This window comes from Candidatus Symbiopectobacterium sp. NZEC151, from assembly GCF_025962655.1.
GTDB lineage: Bacteria > Pseudomonadota > Gammaproteobacteria > Enterobacterales > Enterobacteriaceae > Symbiopectobacterium.
In genome coordinates this window covers 129,990-146,313 of the sequence record NZ_JAGFPE010000002.1, presented here as the reverse complement: position 1 = coordinate 146,313, position 16,324 = coordinate 129,990, and the positions used below count along the sequence as shown (strand labels likewise).

General features: G+C 52.3%; 24 protein-coding genes. 20 read left to right on the top strand and 4 right to left on the bottom strand.

Going from position 1 to position 16,324, the window contains the following annotated elements; genetic code table 11:
- Positions 1-8 precede the first annotated feature (8 nt).
- A complete protein-coding gene (locus tag J5067_RS08805; RefSeq protein ID WP_264627693.1) occupies positions 9-605 on the bottom strand; it encodes a phage repressor protein CI in 597 nt (198 codons plus the stop codon).
- 95 nt (positions 606-700) lie between these two features.
- Here J5067_RS08805 and J5067_RS08800 point away from each other — a divergent pair, with 95 nt between their 5' ends.
- From J5067_RS08800 to J5067_RS08765, 8 genes are all read left to right on the top strand, one after another.
- Complete coding sequence (locus tag J5067_RS08800; protein WP_264627692.1) at positions 701-952, top strand: Rha family transcriptional regulator; 252 nt, start codon at positions 701-703, stop codon at positions 950-952.
- A 12-nt stretch (positions 953-964) separates the two neighbouring features.
- Complete coding sequence (locus tag J5067_RS08795; protein ID WP_264650922.1) at positions 965-1,471, top strand: phage regulatory CII family protein; 507 nt, start codon at positions 965-967, stop codon at positions 1,469-1,471.
- A 9-nt stretch (positions 1,472-1,480) separates the two neighbouring features.
- On the top strand, positions 1,481-1,693 hold the full coding sequence (locus J5067_RS08790; RefSeq protein WP_264627691.1) for a phage filamentation protein Fil family protein: 213 nt from the start codon (positions 1,481-1,483) through the stop codon (positions 1,691-1,693).
- A 2-nt stretch (positions 1,694-1,695) separates the two neighbouring features.
- Positions 1,696-2,058 (top strand): hypothetical protein, encoded by a 363-nt coding sequence (locus tag J5067_RS08785; protein ID WP_264627690.1) that lies wholly within the window; start codon positions 1,696-1,698, stop codon positions 2,056-2,058.
- 72 nt (positions 2,059-2,130) lie between these two features.
- Positions 2,131-2,364, top strand: a complete 234-nt coding sequence (locus J5067_RS08780; RefSeq protein WP_264627689.1) for a DUF2732 domain-containing protein — start codon at positions 2,131-2,133, stop codon at positions 2,362-2,364.
- Positions 2,361-3,170: a Dam family site-specific DNA-(adenine-N6)-methyltransferase gene (locus J5067_RS08775; RefSeq protein ID WP_264650921.1), complete on the top strand. Its 810-nt coding sequence runs from the start codon at positions 2,361-2,363 to the stop codon at positions 3,168-3,170. Before J5067_RS08780 ends, J5067_RS08775 begins: the two co-directional genes overlap by 4 nt.
- Position 3,171: 1 nt before the next feature.
- Positions 3,172-5,238: a replication endonuclease gene (locus J5067_RS08770; RefSeq protein WP_264650920.1), complete on the top strand. Its 2,067-nt coding sequence runs from the start codon at positions 3,172-3,174 to the stop codon at positions 5,236-5,238.
- 86 nt (positions 5,239-5,324) lie between these two features.
- Entirely contained in the window at positions 5,325-5,534 is a 210-nt protein-coding gene (locus J5067_RS08765) for a hypothetical protein (protein ID WP_264650919.1), read from the top strand.
- Here J5067_RS08765 and J5067_RS08760 read toward each other — a convergent pair.
- The 3 genes from J5067_RS08760 to J5067_RS08750 are packed head-to-tail and all read right to left on the bottom strand — an operon-like array spanning position 5,511 to position 8,628.
- Positions 5,511-5,777 carry an ogr/Delta-like zinc finger family protein gene (locus J5067_RS08760; RefSeq protein WP_264628012.1) on the bottom strand — a complete coding sequence of 89 codons (267 nt, stop codon included), beginning with the start codon at positions 5,775-5,777 and terminating at the stop codon, positions 5,511-5,513. The two genes, J5067_RS08765 and J5067_RS08760, sit on opposite strands and share 24 nt — an antisense overlap.
- A gap of 50 nt (positions 5,778-5,827) precedes the next feature.
- Positions 5,828-6,856 (bottom strand): phage portal protein, encoded by a 1,029-nt coding sequence (locus J5067_RS08755; RefSeq protein WP_264628013.1) that lies wholly within the window; start codon positions 6,854-6,856, stop codon positions 5,828-5,830.
- Entirely contained in the window at positions 6,853-8,628 is a 1,776-nt protein-coding gene (locus tag J5067_RS08750) for a terminase family protein (protein ID WP_264650918.1), read from the bottom strand. The genes J5067_RS08755 and J5067_RS08750 overlap by 4 nt, the downstream gene beginning before the upstream one ends.
- 162 nt (positions 8,629-8,790) lie before the next feature.
- Here J5067_RS08750 and J5067_RS08745 point away from each other — a divergent pair, with 162 nt between their 5' ends.
- From J5067_RS08745 to J5067_RS08685, 12 genes are all read left to right on the top strand, one after another.
- Complete coding sequence (locus J5067_RS08745) at positions 8,791-9,615, top strand: GPO family capsid scaffolding protein (protein ID WP_264628015.1); 825 nt, start codon at positions 8,791-8,793, stop codon at positions 9,613-9,615.
- 69 nt (positions 9,616-9,684) lie between these two features.
- Positions 9,685-10,722, top strand: a complete 1,038-nt coding sequence (locus J5067_RS08740) for a phage major capsid protein, P2 family (RefSeq protein ID WP_264650917.1) — start codon at positions 9,685-9,687, stop codon at positions 10,720-10,722.
- Positions 10,723-10,724: 2 nt separating this feature from the next.
- Entirely contained in the window at positions 10,725-11,426 is a 702-nt protein-coding gene (gpM, locus tag J5067_RS08735; RefSeq protein ID WP_264650916.1) for a phage terminase small subunit, read from the top strand.
- Between the two features lie 95 nt (positions 11,427-11,521).
- On the top strand, positions 11,522-11,974 hold the full coding sequence (locus tag J5067_RS08730) for a head completion/stabilization protein (RefSeq protein ID WP_264650915.1): 453 nt from the start codon (positions 11,522-11,524) through the stop codon (positions 11,972-11,974).
- The gene (locus J5067_RS08725) at positions 11,971-12,471 is read left to right on the top strand and encodes a phage tail protein (RefSeq protein WP_264650914.1); all 501 of its coding nucleotides are present in this window, start codon (positions 11,971-11,973) and stop codon (positions 12,469-12,471) included. The genes J5067_RS08730 and J5067_RS08725 overlap by 4 nt, the downstream gene beginning before the upstream one ends.
- Positions 12,468-13,172, top strand: a complete 705-nt coding sequence (locus J5067_RS08720; RefSeq protein WP_264627808.1) for a phage virion morphogenesis protein — start codon at positions 12,468-12,470, stop codon at positions 13,170-13,172. The genes J5067_RS08725 and J5067_RS08720 overlap by 4 nt, the downstream gene beginning before the upstream one ends.
- Positions 13,173-13,174: 2 nt before the next feature.
- A complete protein-coding gene (locus tag J5067_RS08715) occupies positions 13,175-14,320 on the top strand; it encodes a DUF2586 domain-containing protein (RefSeq protein WP_264627809.1) in 1,146 nt (381 codons plus the stop codon).
- Positions 14,317-14,772, top strand: a complete 456-nt coding sequence (locus J5067_RS08710; protein ID WP_264650913.1) for a DUF2597 family protein — start codon at positions 14,317-14,319, stop codon at positions 14,770-14,772. The genes J5067_RS08715 and J5067_RS08710 overlap by 4 nt, the downstream gene beginning before the upstream one ends.
- A gap of 8 nt (positions 14,773-14,780) precedes the next feature.
- Positions 14,781-15,086, top strand: a complete 306-nt coding sequence (locus J5067_RS08705; protein WP_264628284.1) for a phage holin family protein — start codon at positions 14,781-14,783, stop codon at positions 15,084-15,086.
- Positions 15,073-15,414, top strand: coding sequence for a M15 family metallopeptidase (locus J5067_RS08700; protein ID WP_264628285.1), 342 nt, complete (start codon positions 15,073-15,075; stop codon positions 15,412-15,414). The genes J5067_RS08705 and J5067_RS08700 overlap by 14 nt, the downstream gene beginning before the upstream one ends.
- Positions 15,415-15,518: 104 nt before the next feature.
- Positions 15,519-15,872: a hypothetical protein gene (locus J5067_RS08695; protein ID WP_264628286.1), complete on the top strand. Its 354-nt coding sequence runs from the start codon at positions 15,519-15,521 to the stop codon at positions 15,870-15,872.
- A gap of 132 nt (positions 15,873-16,004) precedes the next feature.
- Positions 16,005-16,262 (top strand): putative phage tail assembly chaperone, encoded by a 258-nt coding sequence (locus J5067_RS08685; protein WP_264650911.1) that lies wholly within the window; start codon positions 16,005-16,007, stop codon positions 16,260-16,262.
- The last annotated feature ends 62 nt before the right edge of the window (positions 16,263-16,324 follow it).

Sequence of the window (16,324 nt, the reverse complement as noted above, 5' to 3'; positions counted from 1 at the left end):
GTTAAACCTTAACTATAACTTATTGTCATGGCTACGCGGCCGATCGCCTTTACATCATCAACACTGCATTCAAATGTTATTTGGTCATCACTTATTCTTATCTTTTTATTAGGTATGCGGGATATTTTTTTTAAACTAGTAATCCCATCAATTTCAACCAGCCATAACCCGTCAGTAATATCAGTGAATGACGTTTCGAGAATGTATTTACTATTCGATTCGATTAATTGAATCGGTTTTTTTAAATCACTCATTAGAAATGATAAATCAAATAATGTATGACTTGCTGGGTGGGGGATGCCACCGATTAGTTTTATGTTGTTAACTCGCACAACATCGGAATCTTTTGGATCGAATGCCTGTCCATTGCCAGTCATAAGCCAAGTCAGTGAGGCTTTGGTCTCAATTGAGCACTGTATTACCCAGTCAAACGGGAATGTGTCTCGCAACCATCTGTTCGCAAGTGTGCTTTTGGAGATACCTAAATGGTCACAAAGTTGCTGGCGTGAGGTATAGCCATAGGCTTCAATTAGGCGTGTTATGGCCTCCCTTCCTCCCTCGTTTGGGTTCTTTTTGGTCTCATTTGGGTTTTTATCGTTTGACATTGGTTGTTCGTACCTCTATCTTTGGCTCGTACCCAAGTGCGACCTTGTGTACAAGAGATGTTAACTCACAGTATACAAACAGGAGACTATGCCTGATGGCAACGTTGATTTCAATTTATATCCCAAAGGCTAAAGTGACGCCCAAGGAATTCAGTGAACTACAGGGCGTGAAAGTGCGTACTGTGCGTTCATGGTGCGAAAAAGGAATACTTTCGCAAGACAAAAAGGAAAAGAAAAACGGGCGCGTGGCTATTCACTACCTGAAATATATAGAGCGGCAGACACGTCAGGCGTTGGGACATAACCGCTTTCAAATCATCGTTGGGCAATCATCTTGTACCCAATAGGGGACTGTGGCCATGTTTGATTATCAGCTATCTAAACATTCTCACTTTGATGCCGCTTGCCGAGCGTTCGCGCTGGCGCACAATATTGAGGACGTCTCCGCCGCAATTGGTGTTCGCTCTCAGGTGCTGCGTAACAAGCTGAACCCTGAGCAACCGCACCGTTTAACGTGTGATGACCTATTAGCCATTACCGCTCACACGGAAGACGCTGTTTTATTGGATGGTTTGCTGGCGCAAATCAATTGCCTGCCGTCTGTGCCACGTAATGAAGCTAATTCACACAATGTGCCTATGTTTGCACTGAGTGCCACGGCTGACGTGGGCGCGATCGCTGGGGAAGCGGTATCAAATGCTCCAATGTCACAGGCGCGAAAAACCGCCATCCTCCATCGGGCAAATAGTGCGATCCGTAACCTGTCGCTGATCGTCCTTTCCGTTGAAGCCCGTTTTCAATCCACGCCTATGATGGCCGCCGCTGTTGATGTTTTCAATACGGTTGCTGTTCCGGCGCTTTCGTGAGGAAAAACGATGATATCTATTGCTAAGTTTCTTGTTTATCCCGCACCAGGTCTGCAAGCGCAGGCTGAACAACGGGGTAAGGGTTGGTTTGAATTGCCGAACGGCCAACGCTGTTCACCGAAACCGCACCAGGTTTATTTTCATCCGCAGAGCAGCAAACCCTATATACCTGAAGTGAAGCGTCGCCCGTGGTGGCATCGTCTGTTTGGTAAAAGGGGGTAATTGTGATCTCTGAGAATACACCACTCGAATTGCCGGACGGGCTTAAGGCGCTGCGTCGTATGCTTTCAGGAACAGATAACCCTGCTGAAATCTTTTGGAGTGATGCATCTTGGCGTGACAGAGAAAACCTGATTTTCTTCTGCCGTCCACGGCTGGGGAATAGTCACGTTGGTTGGCGTTGGGTGGATTTTGACTTTAATCAGCGCAAGGCGCTGTGGAATGGTTTGCTGGAAATGCGGCGCTTTCATGAAAAAACCTCTGTATTCCGACCAGATCATTTTAATTGCAGTGTGCTCCATGTCTGTACCGATCCTATCCCTGATTTAGTGGGGCCAGGATCAGAAGATATCCCATCAATTAATTAACCCGTAATACGCAATGCTTTTGCGGCCATTCATTGGCCGGGGCTTCGTATTGCCTGAAATCAGGAAAATGCCATGCATAACGTAGAAACAAGAAATATGAATGTTGCTGAAAACGGTGCCTTATTGGCCTTGTTGAATAACGCGCGTTTGGAAGAAAAGCGGGATCAGCATTTGGCTATGTCGGTGCGCATCGCAAAGCTGACCATTCAGATCCAGCAGCAGGGTATGAGCGTCAGTGACGTTATCGAACTGCTTAGCCAGGAATCAGAACGGTTTGAGCATTCAGCACAGGAGCTTTGCGCATGAGCGTCAACGGCACCCCGCTGAAATGGGCGGGCAGTAAAGCCCGTATCATGGATACCTTGCGCGAGCATCTGCCAGCCGGTCAACGGCTGGTTGAACCGTTTGCAGGATCTTGCTCGGTCATGCTGAACACCGATTACGCCGCGTATTTAGTGGCAGATATCAACCCCGACCTTATCAACCTGTATCAAGTGATTTGTGAGGACACCAGAGGTTTTCTAGATACGGCCCGTTTGCTGTTTTCAACGGCAAACACCGCAGAGGGTTATTATCATCTGCGCCAGAGCTTTAACCGTGATAAATCCAACCGTACCCAATCGGCGGCGATGTTTCTTTATCTCAACCGCCACGGCTATAACGGGCTGTGCCGCTATAACAAGCAGGGCATTTTTAATGTCCCCTATGGCAAGTACACATCCCCGTATTTCCCTGAGCAAGAGATCCATTTCTTTGCTGAGAAAGCCAAACGCGCCACCTTCCTATGCTGCGATTTTGAGGAAACCTTAGCGCTGGTTTGCCCTGATGATGTGGTGTATTGCGATCCACCTTATTACCCTGCGTCGGATACCGCAAACTTCACGCAGTACCATACACAAGGCTTTGATAAGTTTGACCAATACCGGCTGGTGACGGCGGCGGGCAAGGCCGCGCGGGATGGTGCACAAGTGGTGGTATCAAACAGCCATATTGCCCATGACGTCGGCTTGTATGCAGGGTTTGAAGTCAATCATATCAGTGCACCCCGCACGATATCAGGTAACGGCAATCGTGGCCGCGTCGGTGAAATCATCGTTAAGATGGGGCGTTGACGTGTCCCAGCTTGGCCTTAGCGAAACCAATGGAACCTATCACGCTGCCTTAGCCTGGCAGCGTGAACACTTTGCCCCCGGTGAACCGAAAAATATAAGCTACGTTGAGCGTAACTTATGGCATTTGGATAAAACCGATCATGACTGGCGGCAGCAATACTTTGCCGGGCTGCCTGACTATCTGGCCAAATACTTTGGTCACCGCTACGAAACCCTTTTCAAATCCGACTCGCACAAAGGCCGCCGCCGTGCCAATACGTTTCTACGCCGTACTTTGGGTGGGAACGTATTGCCACGCCTGCGCAAAGTCGTCGCCCGCTATCAGACAACCTTTAGGGCGGCTGGTGAAATCCCCTTCCCGTTTAATGACGATCTGGAAAAACTGCCGACCTATGGCCGTGATGATATCCGGCGCTTATCGCAAGAGGTTGCCGACTTTATGGCAGCCAGCTTCCGCGACTACACCGAACGCGGCATTAAAGGGGCTGCCGATCTGGATATGCGCGCTATCACGCTGCTTGCGTTCCGTCACCTGGGGCAACTGACATTACAGGCTGGCACCCAGCCGCCCTACTGGAGTGTATTTACTAAAGGCCGCCGCCCGCTGCCAACGCACACCGCTGAATCCGGTTTGTTGCGAATGATGTCGCCAGAGTGGTGGCGAGTGCGGATACAGCGACGCCGTGACGTGCAGCGTGAGCACATGGCGATCGCCGTTGGCCAGGTGCAAAAATCCGCATCGGCCTATGTCTCCCGCTCAACGTTAGGCGAATGGATAGAGCAGAAAAAGCGCAACCGCGAATTCTTTAAGGCATTCGAGTTGGAAAACGAAGAAACCGGTCAGCGGGTATCACTCTATGACATGGTTACTGGCAGCAATGCCAATCCAGCAATCCGCCGCTGCGAGCTTATGGTTAGGATGCGTGGTTTTGAAGATTTAGCCAATGAAATGGGCTGCGCCGGTGAATTTTACACCATAACCGCCCCAGCAAAATATCATGCAGTGCACAGCGCTGGCGGGTTTGTTGAACACTGGAACGGTGCTAGCCCACGAGATACGCAAAAATATCTATGCAGTGTGTGGGCAAAAATTCGTGCAGCTCTCTCACGCGAGGAAATCAACGTGTTCGGGTTCCGCGTGGTTGAGCCGCATCACGATGGCACACCGCACTGGCATTTGCTGTTGTTTATGCGCCCTGAGCACGTTGATCAGGTGCGAGACATTATGTGTTACTACGCCCGTCTGGAGGATTCAGAGACATTACAGACAGAGAAAGCGCTTAAAGCACGCTTTCATGTGGAACCTATAGATCCTACCAAAGGTAGCGCCACGGGCTACATCGCTAAATACATTTCAAAAAATATCGACGGTTTTGCGTTGGACGATGAAACCGACGAAGAAACCGGAGAAAGCCTAAAAAGCATGGCTAAGTCGGTTTCTGCGTGGGCTTCTCGCTGGCGTATTCGTCAATTTCAGCAAATTGGAGGCGCACCGGTGACGGTTTGGCGTGAATTACGCCGTTTGCCAGGAGATGAACAATTTTTGGTTACTGAGGATATGGATAACGTGCGTTTCGCTGCGGATGTTGGCAACTGGTATGCCTATACAGAATGCCAGGGCGGTGCCTTTGTGAAACGGTGTGATCTTACTGTGCGACTCGCTTACGACATCACAGAGCAGGGCAATTTATACGCAGAGGATGTAAAACGCGTAGCGGGGGTGTATTCCCCCTCAGTTGCAGACTCACAAACTGATACCCGGTTAGTTAAGTGGAAAATGGTCCCGAAGTTGGCCGAAGCGTCAGCGGAGGCGGGTTTTTCTGGCGGCCCCGCCGCCCCTTGGAGTTCTGTCAATAACTGTACGCCGCCCATCCGGCGACGGTTAGCGAAACTGTTAAAAGGCCGTGGTTTGAGTGGTGATGAGGAGCAAATCAGCATCCTTTTACGGGGAGGTAAATTATCAATAGGGGAGGGTAGTGCGTTGCACATCGTTGATGGCCAGTTAGATGAGGTAAGACCGTCGTCAGACAATGACCTGTGGCCAGGCTGGAACTGGCATGGCAAATAACCCCTTAAGAAACAGTCACGTTATACAGTATTTTTTTAGAAACATTCTGATATACTGGTTATACATACAGTGATGTAGAGGTGTTTATGCGGGATTTTTTATTTGAATCGTTGGCTTTGCAGCGTATAGATCTGGTCGTGCGATTGATTGCTGACAGCGAGTGTTGTGATGAAGATATGACGTTGGCAATTAACTGGATTGCGGAGTTAACGCGGGATTTGGTCTGCAAGGTTGATGAGTATGGACGTAAAAACCCCCATGAAGGGGGCAAATCAGGCGGCGGGGTTTTGCAGTAAATTTAACAGCATTTGTCGCCGTTCGGGGTCTAAGGTATCTACGATCCCCTTCAATAAGCTGTCTTGTGATTTAGCGCTTGGGCTGATTGTGTGTGAAAACGTCATGTTTAATACAAATGTATGCCCACACTCGACGTCAGCACATGCACAGTAAATATCTGATATATGGCGATGTTTACGAACGGTTTTGCGGATAATCGCCTTGCTATTGCACTCAGGGCAAACGACTTTCAGTACACGCATGTTTCTGGCTCTCGATGAGTGAAATTGGCCAAATTTTAGCATTTTTGACCTCATTTATCACCCTCGGGCGTTTCATCAATAGTGAATTTCAGATGTAAGGCGGGCGGCACTTCTTTATCCCCATTCACGGCGGCCATAAAACGGCGCTGGATGGGGATCACCTCATCTTTGCGATAGGTAGTGCGGGCTTTCTCGGGATCACCCAATCCCGCCGCATTTTGCGGGATAATACCGCACAGGCCAGCCGGGAAGCGGTGGGCGTTGAGGATATCCTGCGCGCTGATGTTCTTCACGTTGGCAAACTCATCTTTGGCGCTGATGTCGCCCATCTGGATAAATTGCACCCCTTCTTTGTCGCCGTTAGGGATGTTCACCAGAATGGTGGAGAAATTGCCAATTCCTTTGCTGCTGGCTAATTGCCGCTCGATCTCTTCTTCAATCTCATCAGTCATGTTCGGGTCGCTGGTATACAGAATGCCCCCTGTGTGCGCCCCGTTATGGTAGTAACGGCGTCGGAAAATCACCGCCTCACTGTTGAGTAATGCGGAGTGAATGCCGCCGATATAGTCGGGCAGGCCGTACACCTGCTGTTGGGGGTCATACATCTTGATAAAAATCACATCTTCCGGGGGGTAAACCAGCGGTTCACCGTTCTGGAGTACCACAAATTCCTCGGATTTTCGGCAGCGTAGATAAAGTGCCGGCAGCGGGGCCAACGCCACAACATCCCCCCACCCGTTACGCACTTTCAGGATGGCTACATCCCCAAAGGTGATGTAATCAAACAGCACGGCCAGAATGTCATCGTGAGTTAATCCGCCGCTCAGGTAGTCAGAGGCCACCATGTTACGGCGTGAATAGACGATGCCGCCGTGCTGGCCATTCAGATTGATGAGCTGTGCCAGCGCCAGGCGATCAATCGGTAGCGTGTAATGGTCGAAATTGTTGTCGTACCACACATCGTGATAATCGGTGCCAGTGGTTAACACCGGTTCCGGCTTACCAAAAGTGATAATGCTCATTTTCTTTTGCGGAGCGCTGTTAGCCGTTTTGCCGCGTCGGTTAGTCGTCTTTTTCATGCTGCTTTTTTTAGTCTCCATCGGGATTGCAGTTTGTTCTCATAGTTCAGCGGTTCATTGTCCAGCGCGTGCATGATGGCAAAAGCGGCCTCCGCGTGACCGGTTTCCGCACTGCGATCGGCAACAAAGGTCATGGCATTGCCGCTGGCGGTGGTGGTTTTTCTGATGGCCATAAAGGACGCGGCGATCGCCTTTTCATCCTGATCCCATTCAATGCGTTTGCTTTCCACCACGTCAGCGGCTTTCATCACCAGGCGGTTTTTTGTCTCTACGCCGTAGCGAATGGCTTTTGCCTGGCGCATGGCGAAATGCTGGATGTTTTCAAACACGCCAATGCCAAGGCCGGTGATATCTATGCCGATATAGGTGAAGTGGTATTGCTGGAACAGCTTCTTGATCTGGTTGGCCTGATAGCGAAAATTCATGCCCTGCCAGTTAATCACCCGCAGCACACGGAATTTTTCACCCTCATAAAGCGGCGGCGCGATGATCACAAAGGTAGAGAGGTCGCCGGAACGGGCAGGGTCATAGCCGCCCCACACTTCACGGTTGCCAAACGGGCGCGGTGCGCTGGGGTCATGGTCTTGCCAGGTGGCCGGGTCAACGCCGCAGCGCTCCAGGTCGTCAAAGCTGAAAACCGCGTCTTTGCTGTCCACAAACACGCACATATACAGCATGTTGAACGTGTCCACGTTGTAGCGGTTGCGCAGCTTTTCGATGTTGGCCAGGTTAAACCCGCCTGCGATCGCATCTTCCATCGTGATGACATAGCGCCACTGCCCATCGGGACATAAACGCCCGCCGTCGCGCAGCTGGTCAACATCAGGGAATTTAATCCCTGCACGTTTCTTGCTGCCGCGCTTCCACTCTTCACCCGTCCAAAATGGGTACGCCTGGTGTGTTTTGGCGCTCGGCGTAGAAAAATAGGTGGTGCGCCATTTGTCATGGGTGGCCATAGCGCTGGCCACTTCATTCAGGCGGGAAAAGTTCGGCACCCAAAAATATTCGTCACAGTACAGATGGCCGCTGTAGGATTGCGCCGTGTTTTTGTTGGTAGACAAAAAACGCAGTTCGGCACCGTTCGACAAGCGGATCGGGTTGCCGGTCAACGTGATATCAAAATACTGCTGGGCGATGTTGACGATGTAGGAACGGAACACCTCCGCCTGGGCGCGGCTGGCTGACAGGAATATTTGTGGTTCACCGGTCAGCACCGCATTTTCAAAGGCTTCAAAGGCAAAGTACCAGGTTGCGCCAATCTGGCGGCTTTTCAGGATATTGCGCACCGCTTGTGCGATATTGGCGCGCAGGTGTTTTTGATAGCCAAACAGGTGTTCTTCTGCCCAGGCATCGAAATCTTCTTTGCTTAAGCTGGAAATGTCGTTTTTGCGGTACTGGCGCTTTTTCCTGGTACGTTCGTTACCGCCTTCATCATCTTCAACCTGCTGGCGCTGCCCTTTAGCCTCGGCCAGTTTTTCTTTATGCTTATTGCTCTGCGCCCGCAGCTTGGTGGCGTGAGCAATAAGCATGTCCATTTCTTTTAATTCGAGTTCGGTTTTCGTGTCGCGTCCGGCCAGTAACTGATAGCGGCGCTCGATCGCTTCTTCTGTACTTTCCTGACTCAGCAGGTCAGCCCATTTCCCTTTCTCAGCCCAATAGTAAATGATCCGCGCATTCGGCAGATTTAAATCAGCGGCAATTTCCTTTGGTGTCGCTCTTTTTAAATAGAGCGCCCGCGCTACACCTATTAATTCATCTGAATATTTAGCCATGTCGCTATTATGCGGTGTTATTTCTTCTTTTTTTGAATGGCGATTCTTATCTGTTCGGGAAATGGCGATAACCGAACGCATAAGAATAATGACGGTCGCGGCATGTGTTTTAATCGTCAATAATACGGTTGACCGAATATCACGGGGAAACGGAATTTAATTATGTCGCAGTTAATGACTAACTGGATTTGTATCGCGACGGAGGGCGAAACCGTTGATAAGCGGCAAATGGATCGACAATGGTTAATTGAAGCCGCTGAGCTTTACGATCCGCAACTTTACACCGCCCTGATTTGGCCTGAGCATGAAAAATGGTTTGGGAATATGGGGGAGGTGTTAGCCGCCAAGGCAGAACAGGGCGACGACGGGTTGATGAGGCTTTATGCACAACTGCGGCCAAATAACTATTTGTTGCAGGCCAACCGGGACGGCCAAATGATTTTTTGTTCGGTGGAGCTAACGCCGGATGGCAATTTCCGTGGTACCGGAAAGCATTACCTCGAAGGGCTGGGGGTTACAGATACACCCGCCAGTGTTGGTACAACGCGCTTAAATTTTCACAAGCGAAAAAATCGGAATCGCCTGTTGGGTGCATTTAAACCACTGGTGATTGATGAAGTAAAAGCATTTAAGGAAAAGGGAATGGCAAAGGAATCAACAAAACCAACGTGGCATAGCCTGTTTGGTATTAAGCCGAAAAATTTTGCTGAGGAAGAAGGCAGCGAAGGCAACGACGATAAATTGCAGGCGCTGGCCGAAGCCTTAACCGCACTTGAAACGCGTGTAGCTGCATTGGAAACCGGGCAGGAAGAAGTTCAGGAAGATTTGGAAGTTGTGAAAGATGTGGTAGACACGCAAGAATTTGCCAAGCTGCGTGATGCCCTGCCGGAAATTATTAAAAACTTTGGCAAGCTGGATGCGAAAATCACCAAATTACCGCAACGTAAAATCGGTGATAAAGAAAAGCGCTTTAACCATCTGGTGTAATTCGTAACAGTATATTAGCCAGTTATTTCAGGTTTACTTTTATTTCGCTAAGACGCGAGAGGGATTTCTATGTTTTTAAATCAGCGGGCGCGTGACTTTCTACACTCGTTTTCTGCTGCGCTGTCAGAGGCGCACGGGGTAACGGATGTATCCAAGTACTTTGCGCTGTCCGATCCAAAGGAAACGCAGTTGCGGGATGCGCTGCTGGAGTCGGTGGATTTCCTGTCACTGATTAACGTGATGGACGTTGATCAGCTTGCGGGCCAGGTGGTTTCTGTTGGTAGTTCGGCCTTGCATACCGGGCGCAAAGAGGGTGGGCGTTTTCTCCGTGCTGTTGGGGTCGAGGGTAATGAGTACAAGCTGGTTGAAACTGACTCTTGTGCCGCCTTGCCCTGGGATCTGCTGTCGGTATGGGCAAACGCCGGTGGGGAGAATGAATTTTTCCAAAAGGTACAGGCGTTTTCTAACCAGGCGTTTGCCTTGGATATGCTGCGCATCGGTTTTAACGGTACGTCTGTTGCCAAGACAACCGAACCCGATAAAAACCCGAACGGCGAAGACGTCAATATTGGCTGGCACGCTCTGGTTAAGACGTTCAAGGACGGTCAGCAAATTATCACCGATAAGGTGACGCTGGACGAAAAAGGCGACTATCGCTCGCTGGATTCGATGGCCTCTGACCTGATTAACGCCAAAATCCCGCAGCAGTTTCGCAACGATCCGCGCCTGGTGGTGTTGGTCGGTGCTGACCTGGTGGCCGCAGAGCAATACCGCCTGTTCCAAAAAGCCGATCGCCCGACTGAAAAGATCGCCGCGCAGATGCTGGATAGCACCATTGCAGGCCGTCCGGCCATTGTGCCGCCGTTTATGCCAGGCAAGCGCATGGTCGTGACCACGCTAAGTAACCTGCATATCTACACCCAACGTACCACGCGCCAGCGTAAAGCGGAATTTGTCGAAGATCGTAAGCAGTACGAAAACAAGTACCTGCGCAACGAAGGCTACGCCGTGGAATACCCGGAGCTTTACGCGGCGATCGATGAGTCAGCGGTGACGATTGGCACCGTGGCCGAACCGCAAAACCCGCCTGCCGGTGACGGGGAATAATTATGGCCCTGTCGCCCGCACAACGTCATAACGCCCGTTTACAGACTGAGCAGCAGCTAACATGCTGCCAGCCGATCACCGGTGGCCATAGCCTGCATCTTCAAATTCAGGCGTTGGAGCGTGATGTTGTGCGGCTGCGTGACTTACCCATGACCAGTGATCGGGTAGAGATGAAGCGGCGCGAACTGCTGCCGCGCTGGTTGCCCACTGTCCAGGCGTATCTGGACAGCGGCGAAACCTACCAGCACCCGATTTTCTCTTACTGCGTGGTATGGCTGTTTGATGTTGAAGAGTTTGATCAGGGGTTGGATTGGGCGGATATCGCCATTGCGCAGGGACAGCGCACCCCGGACAACATCAAGCGCAGCTTTGCCGCCTTTGTGGCCGATACGATGCTGGAGTGGGCCGAGATTGCGGCCAGCAGCGGGCAAAGTGTTGAACCGTATTTCTCGCGCACCTTTAAAAACGTGGCTGAGCATTGGCGATTGCATGAAGAGATCACCGCCAAGTGGTTCAAGTTTGCCGGGTTGCTGCTGTTACGGGACGACAATGGCCAGCCGCGCGCCACGGCGACGGAAGATGCGGAACTGTTGCAGAAAGCCGATGCGTTGCTGGCACAGGCTGAACATTATCACCGCAAGGTTGGCGTAGGCACGATGCGTAAAACCATCGCTGCGCGTCTGCGTACCTTGCAAAAAAGTTAAACGACTACCGCAAGCCAGGCGGGCGCGGTGGAGGCAATGCACAACGGTGCGATGTGCCGTGGAAGCCGGTCAGCCCGCCTTTTTCGGGAGATGTAATGTTTAGTGGCACACCAGTGGATTATCAGGATGCGGTACTGGCCAATGATGGATTTTGGCCGGATCTCAACCTAAAAGATTTCCAGGAGCAACGCAAAATCCCGGCAGACATGGACGCGGGAACGGTGGCGCAAGCGTTATTGACCGCTGCCGGAGAAGTTAACACGGATTTGGTCAGTGTGGCACAGCGACACCAGACGAATGGCCATGCAACGGCCAGCGCGGTGCCGGGTGTCAGTCTCGACGGAAAAAACCTGTTGAGTGCGCAATATCAAAAAGCGGTGTTTGCCAGGGCGAAAGCCGATTTGATGGGGGAATTCGCCACCATTGGCCGCCGCGAGTCTCATCCAGGGCAGGAGGGAGACGATACACGCAAGGGACTGCTGGCGGAGGCGGCGATCGTTATCCGCACCATGAAGGGGCTGAAACGCGCCACGGTGAAAATGGTATGAGCCAGTTAGAGGCGTTAACCGACTTTGTGACTCAAAACCTGCCACGGCGTGTGATGCAGGGCTTTGACAGCTTTATGGATGAAATCAGTTTTATCAGCGCGCAGCGGGATCTCGGAGAGGGCCAGTATCAACTGGCGGTGATGCAGTTTGATGCGGTACTGAGTTGGGAGCGTTGGCCCTATCGGGAGTTTGATCCTAAAAACCTGTGCGCTTTATTGCTGGTCTGGCAGACAGAGCAGGACGAACAGCCCTTTATGGATGCCGGGCTGGATAGGGAGTTGCCCACGTTGGATGTTGACGTTATCGATCGGGATACCGCTACGGTGGTGGTGTCGGTCAAAGGCGCGTCTTCACTGACCATCATTGAAGATGATAACGGCATTATCCCGTTCGACGGCAAACGCTGGCGACTGGCTGACCCGGAAATCTGGTTTGCCTCAGAGGCCAGCGTGTACGGCGCTGATGAAACCGGTGCGCCGATTGGCCAAACCACATGATTGTTGATGGCCAACTGAATAAAGGGCAGTTGAAGGAACTGCGCCAGGCGTTGCGGCAACTGGATTTCCCGCCGAAAAAACGCCAGCGCCTGCTGTGGCGGTTGGCCAAGTACGGGGTGATTAACGCGGCTGCGCGCCATGTGCGCCAGCAACAAACGCCGGACGGTACAGCCTGGGCGAAACGCAAAGGCAGGCGACGCGGCAAGATGCTGCGCAACCTGCCCAAATTGCTGCATATCCGTGAAATGCCGGAAACAGAGTCGGTACGTATCTATTTGCAGGGCGGTGGATATCGCAACGGGGCTAACCCGGTTCCGGCTGGCGTGGTGGGTTATGGCCAGCAGCGTGGCATGAGCGTATCGGTGAAAGGTCGCCAGGCGCAGAAAGGCAAATCTGATACGACACGGTTAGCTACACGTCGCCAGGCCAAAAAATTGCGGGCGTTGGGGTATCGGGTAAAGCAGGGCACGCGCTGGCGCAAACCGGCTTATAGCGAGATTGAGGGCGTGATGCGCTTTGACCAAGCCGGTTTACTTATCAAGAAGCTGAGCGGTAAGGCAGCAAAAGCCGCCTGGACAATTGATGTTCCCGCCCGTCCGTTTTTGGGCATGAGCGACGAAGAATTTAACAAGGCGTTGGCACGCCAGCTACAGGCGATCGGCTTTGGCTGGAATGTGAACGCGCAGGATATCAAGGGGTAGGGATGAGTTGGCCAACGGTACAAATTAATCAGGTTAACCAGCTACAGGGCGAAACCAACGAGATCGAGCGTGTGGTGTTGTTCGTTGGGTTGGGCAGCGGCAAGGAAGCCACCACGGGCCAGGCCATGCCGGTGAATACGCAAAGTGATTTTGATGCGTTGTTAGGCGCAGACGATAGCACCCTGAAAAGTACGGTCAAAGCCGCCATGCGTAATGCGGGGCAAAACTGGAGCGGTTATGTGTTTGTGCTGCCCAGCGATTTGACCGCCGCCGATGCCGAAAAGGCGTGGGCGTCGGCAGTGAAAACTGCGCAGCAGGTGGCAAGCGTTGAAGGGGTAGTGCTGACGCTGGACGCGAGCAAAACCACAATCCAGACCGCCGCCACGTTGCGCGCGGAGTTAATCGCGCAGTTTGGGCGCTGGGTGTGGTTTGTGCTGGCCGTGGGTGGCCCCGGCAAGGATGAGGACTGGACAAAGTACCTTACCCGCCTGAGTACCTTACAGAACGGTGCAGCGGTGCCAGCGGTGCAACTGTCGCCGCGTCTGTGGGGGAATGAGCCTGGCGTGTTAGTGGGCCGCCTGTGCAATCGTGCGGTGACGATCGCAGACAGCCCGGCACGCGTGCAGACCGGTGCCTTGCTGGATATGGGCAATGCGGATTTACCGGTAGACGGCAAAGGTAACGTGCTGGAGTTGGCCACGTTGCAGGCGTTGGAGAAACAGCGCTACAGCGTGCCGATGTGGTATCCCGACTATGACGGCTATTACTGGTCAGATGGTCGCACGTTGGACGTGGAGGGCGGAGATTATCAGGCGATCGAAAACCTGCGCATTGTCGATAAAGCGGCGCGGCGTGTGCGTCTCCAGGCGATTGCCAAAATTGCCGATCGCAGCCTGAACAGCACACCGGGCAGCATTGCCGCACACCAAGCGTATTTTGCCAAGACGCTGCGCGAAATGTCCCGCAGCAGCCAGATTAACGGCGTGACGTTCCCCGGTGAGGTGAAAGCGCCGCAGGATGGCGACGTGGTGATCACCTGGCGCAGCAAAAGCCAGGTTGAGATTTATATCACGGTGCGCACCTACGAATGCCCGAAAGGCATCACGGTGAGCCTGCTTCTTGATCAGTCAGTGGAGAGTGCGGCATGACGAAACGGATTTCAGGCCAATCGGTTGATTTCAACATGGACGGCGATCTGGTTCATGCGGAAAAAGTCAGCCTGAGCATTACCGACAACACCGCCGCCGCGCAAACGCAAGGGGTGCCGGATGGCTGGGTGTCGGGGGATGTGGCCGCAGAAGGTGAGATGGAACTCAGCACCAAGAGTCTGTCTGTGGTGACGGCCAAAGCACGCAGCGCTGGATCGTGGCGCGGTATCGAACCGGTTGATTTGATGTGGTATGCCAAGGCTGGTAATGAAGAAATCAAGGTGGAGGCGTTCGGCTGCAAGCTGGTTGTCAGTGACATTCTGGACAACGATCCAAAGGGCGGCAGCGTCATGACACACAAAATTAAGTTTTTTGTGACCAGTCCGGATTTTGTGCGCATCAACGGCATTCCGTACATCGAAACGGACCTTACGGAAAAACTGATCGGGTAAAGATACCTATGCAGGAATATGAAAAAAACATCCTTTGGTTGGCCGTGTTGGGAGCGTTGATCGCCATCGGCAAAGTGCTGGCCAGTGATGAGAAAGTGACGCCGCGCCTGTTTGTTGGGCGGGTGATTTTGGGTTCCGCCACGGCGCTGGCTGCCGGTGCGGTATTGGTGTGGATCCCAGGGCTATCGCAGACCGCGATCACCGGGTTGGGGGCGGCGTTTGGTGTCGCCGGTCACCAGGTGGTTGAAATCTGGTTGCGGCGTCGTGGTAGTCAATTGCTGACAGGGAGAAAAGGCAATCATGACATTAAGTGAAAAACAGCAGCTTTTTACCCAGCTTGTGGCGCAGCTTATCGCCTGGGCGGGTGAGCGTGGCTACCGCCTGACCTTTGGTGAAGCCTACCGCACGCCAGAACAGGCAAAACTGAATGCCAAAAACGGCAGCGGCATTGCCAATAGCCTGCATACCCAGCGCCTGGCCGTTGATCTCAATCTGTTTGTCAATGGCGTCTACCAGACCAAAACAGAGGATTATTTACCGCTGGGTGAGTATTGGGAATCGTTGGGCGGCAGTTGGGGCGGGCGCTTTACATCGCGCCCGGACGGCAATCACTTTAGCCTCGAGCATCACGGGGTGCGTTGATGGATAAGGCCCTTTTCTGGATGTTCGCCATTGCGCTGGGTGTGAGCATTCTCTGCGATGTGGTTCGTACTGCAATGACCGTCTGCATGGTGTGGGGGTGATTGGTGAATATCTGGGCGATTGTCGGTGTGTTGGTCGCTACGTTTGCCGCAGGTTGGCAAGGGGCAAACTGGCAGCGTGATAGCGTTGAGTTGGCCATCACGCAGGCGGCCAACAAAGCCGGGGAACAATCCCGCCAGGCGATGCAGCAGATTGCCAGCCAATCGGGGCAACGGCTGGAAAGCCAACTGGAGGCGATACGCAATGCGCCAAACAAAGAGATCTATCGGGAGCTGGTTAAGCCGGTGTTTACTAACGTGTGCCTGTCTGCTGAGTATGTCAGCCTGTACAACACCGCTGTCGAAAACACCGAACGTATCCTTTCAGGAAAACCTGAAAAAGAAATGCCCGGTCACTAATTTACCCCGCATTAAGGGGAATACCGGAACGGATGCCGCCATGCCATTAACGCAATGGCCGGAAATATATGCTGATTGTGCAGTACGACATAACCAGTTAGTGGACGAAATCAATCAAAGGGAATTAATTAAGTGAGCAAAATTACATTAGCTATTGCCGGAAAAGAATTGGTGTTTGAACCCAATATCGTGGCGTATAACAGCCTGATTAATGATATGTCTATGGATAATAAGGTGGCACCGGCGGTGACGTATTTACGCCGTATTGTGTCTGCACCCCATAAAGCCGAACTTGATGAACTGCTGCAACGCCCCGGCGCAGCGCTGCAAATCACCGAAGCGGTTAATACACAGTTCGCGCCAAAGTTGGACATTGACGTAAAAAACTAACCGAGCGGTTGCGGGCCATCGACAATAATTTCATCGAACAAGCGTTAACCTTACGGCGGCAT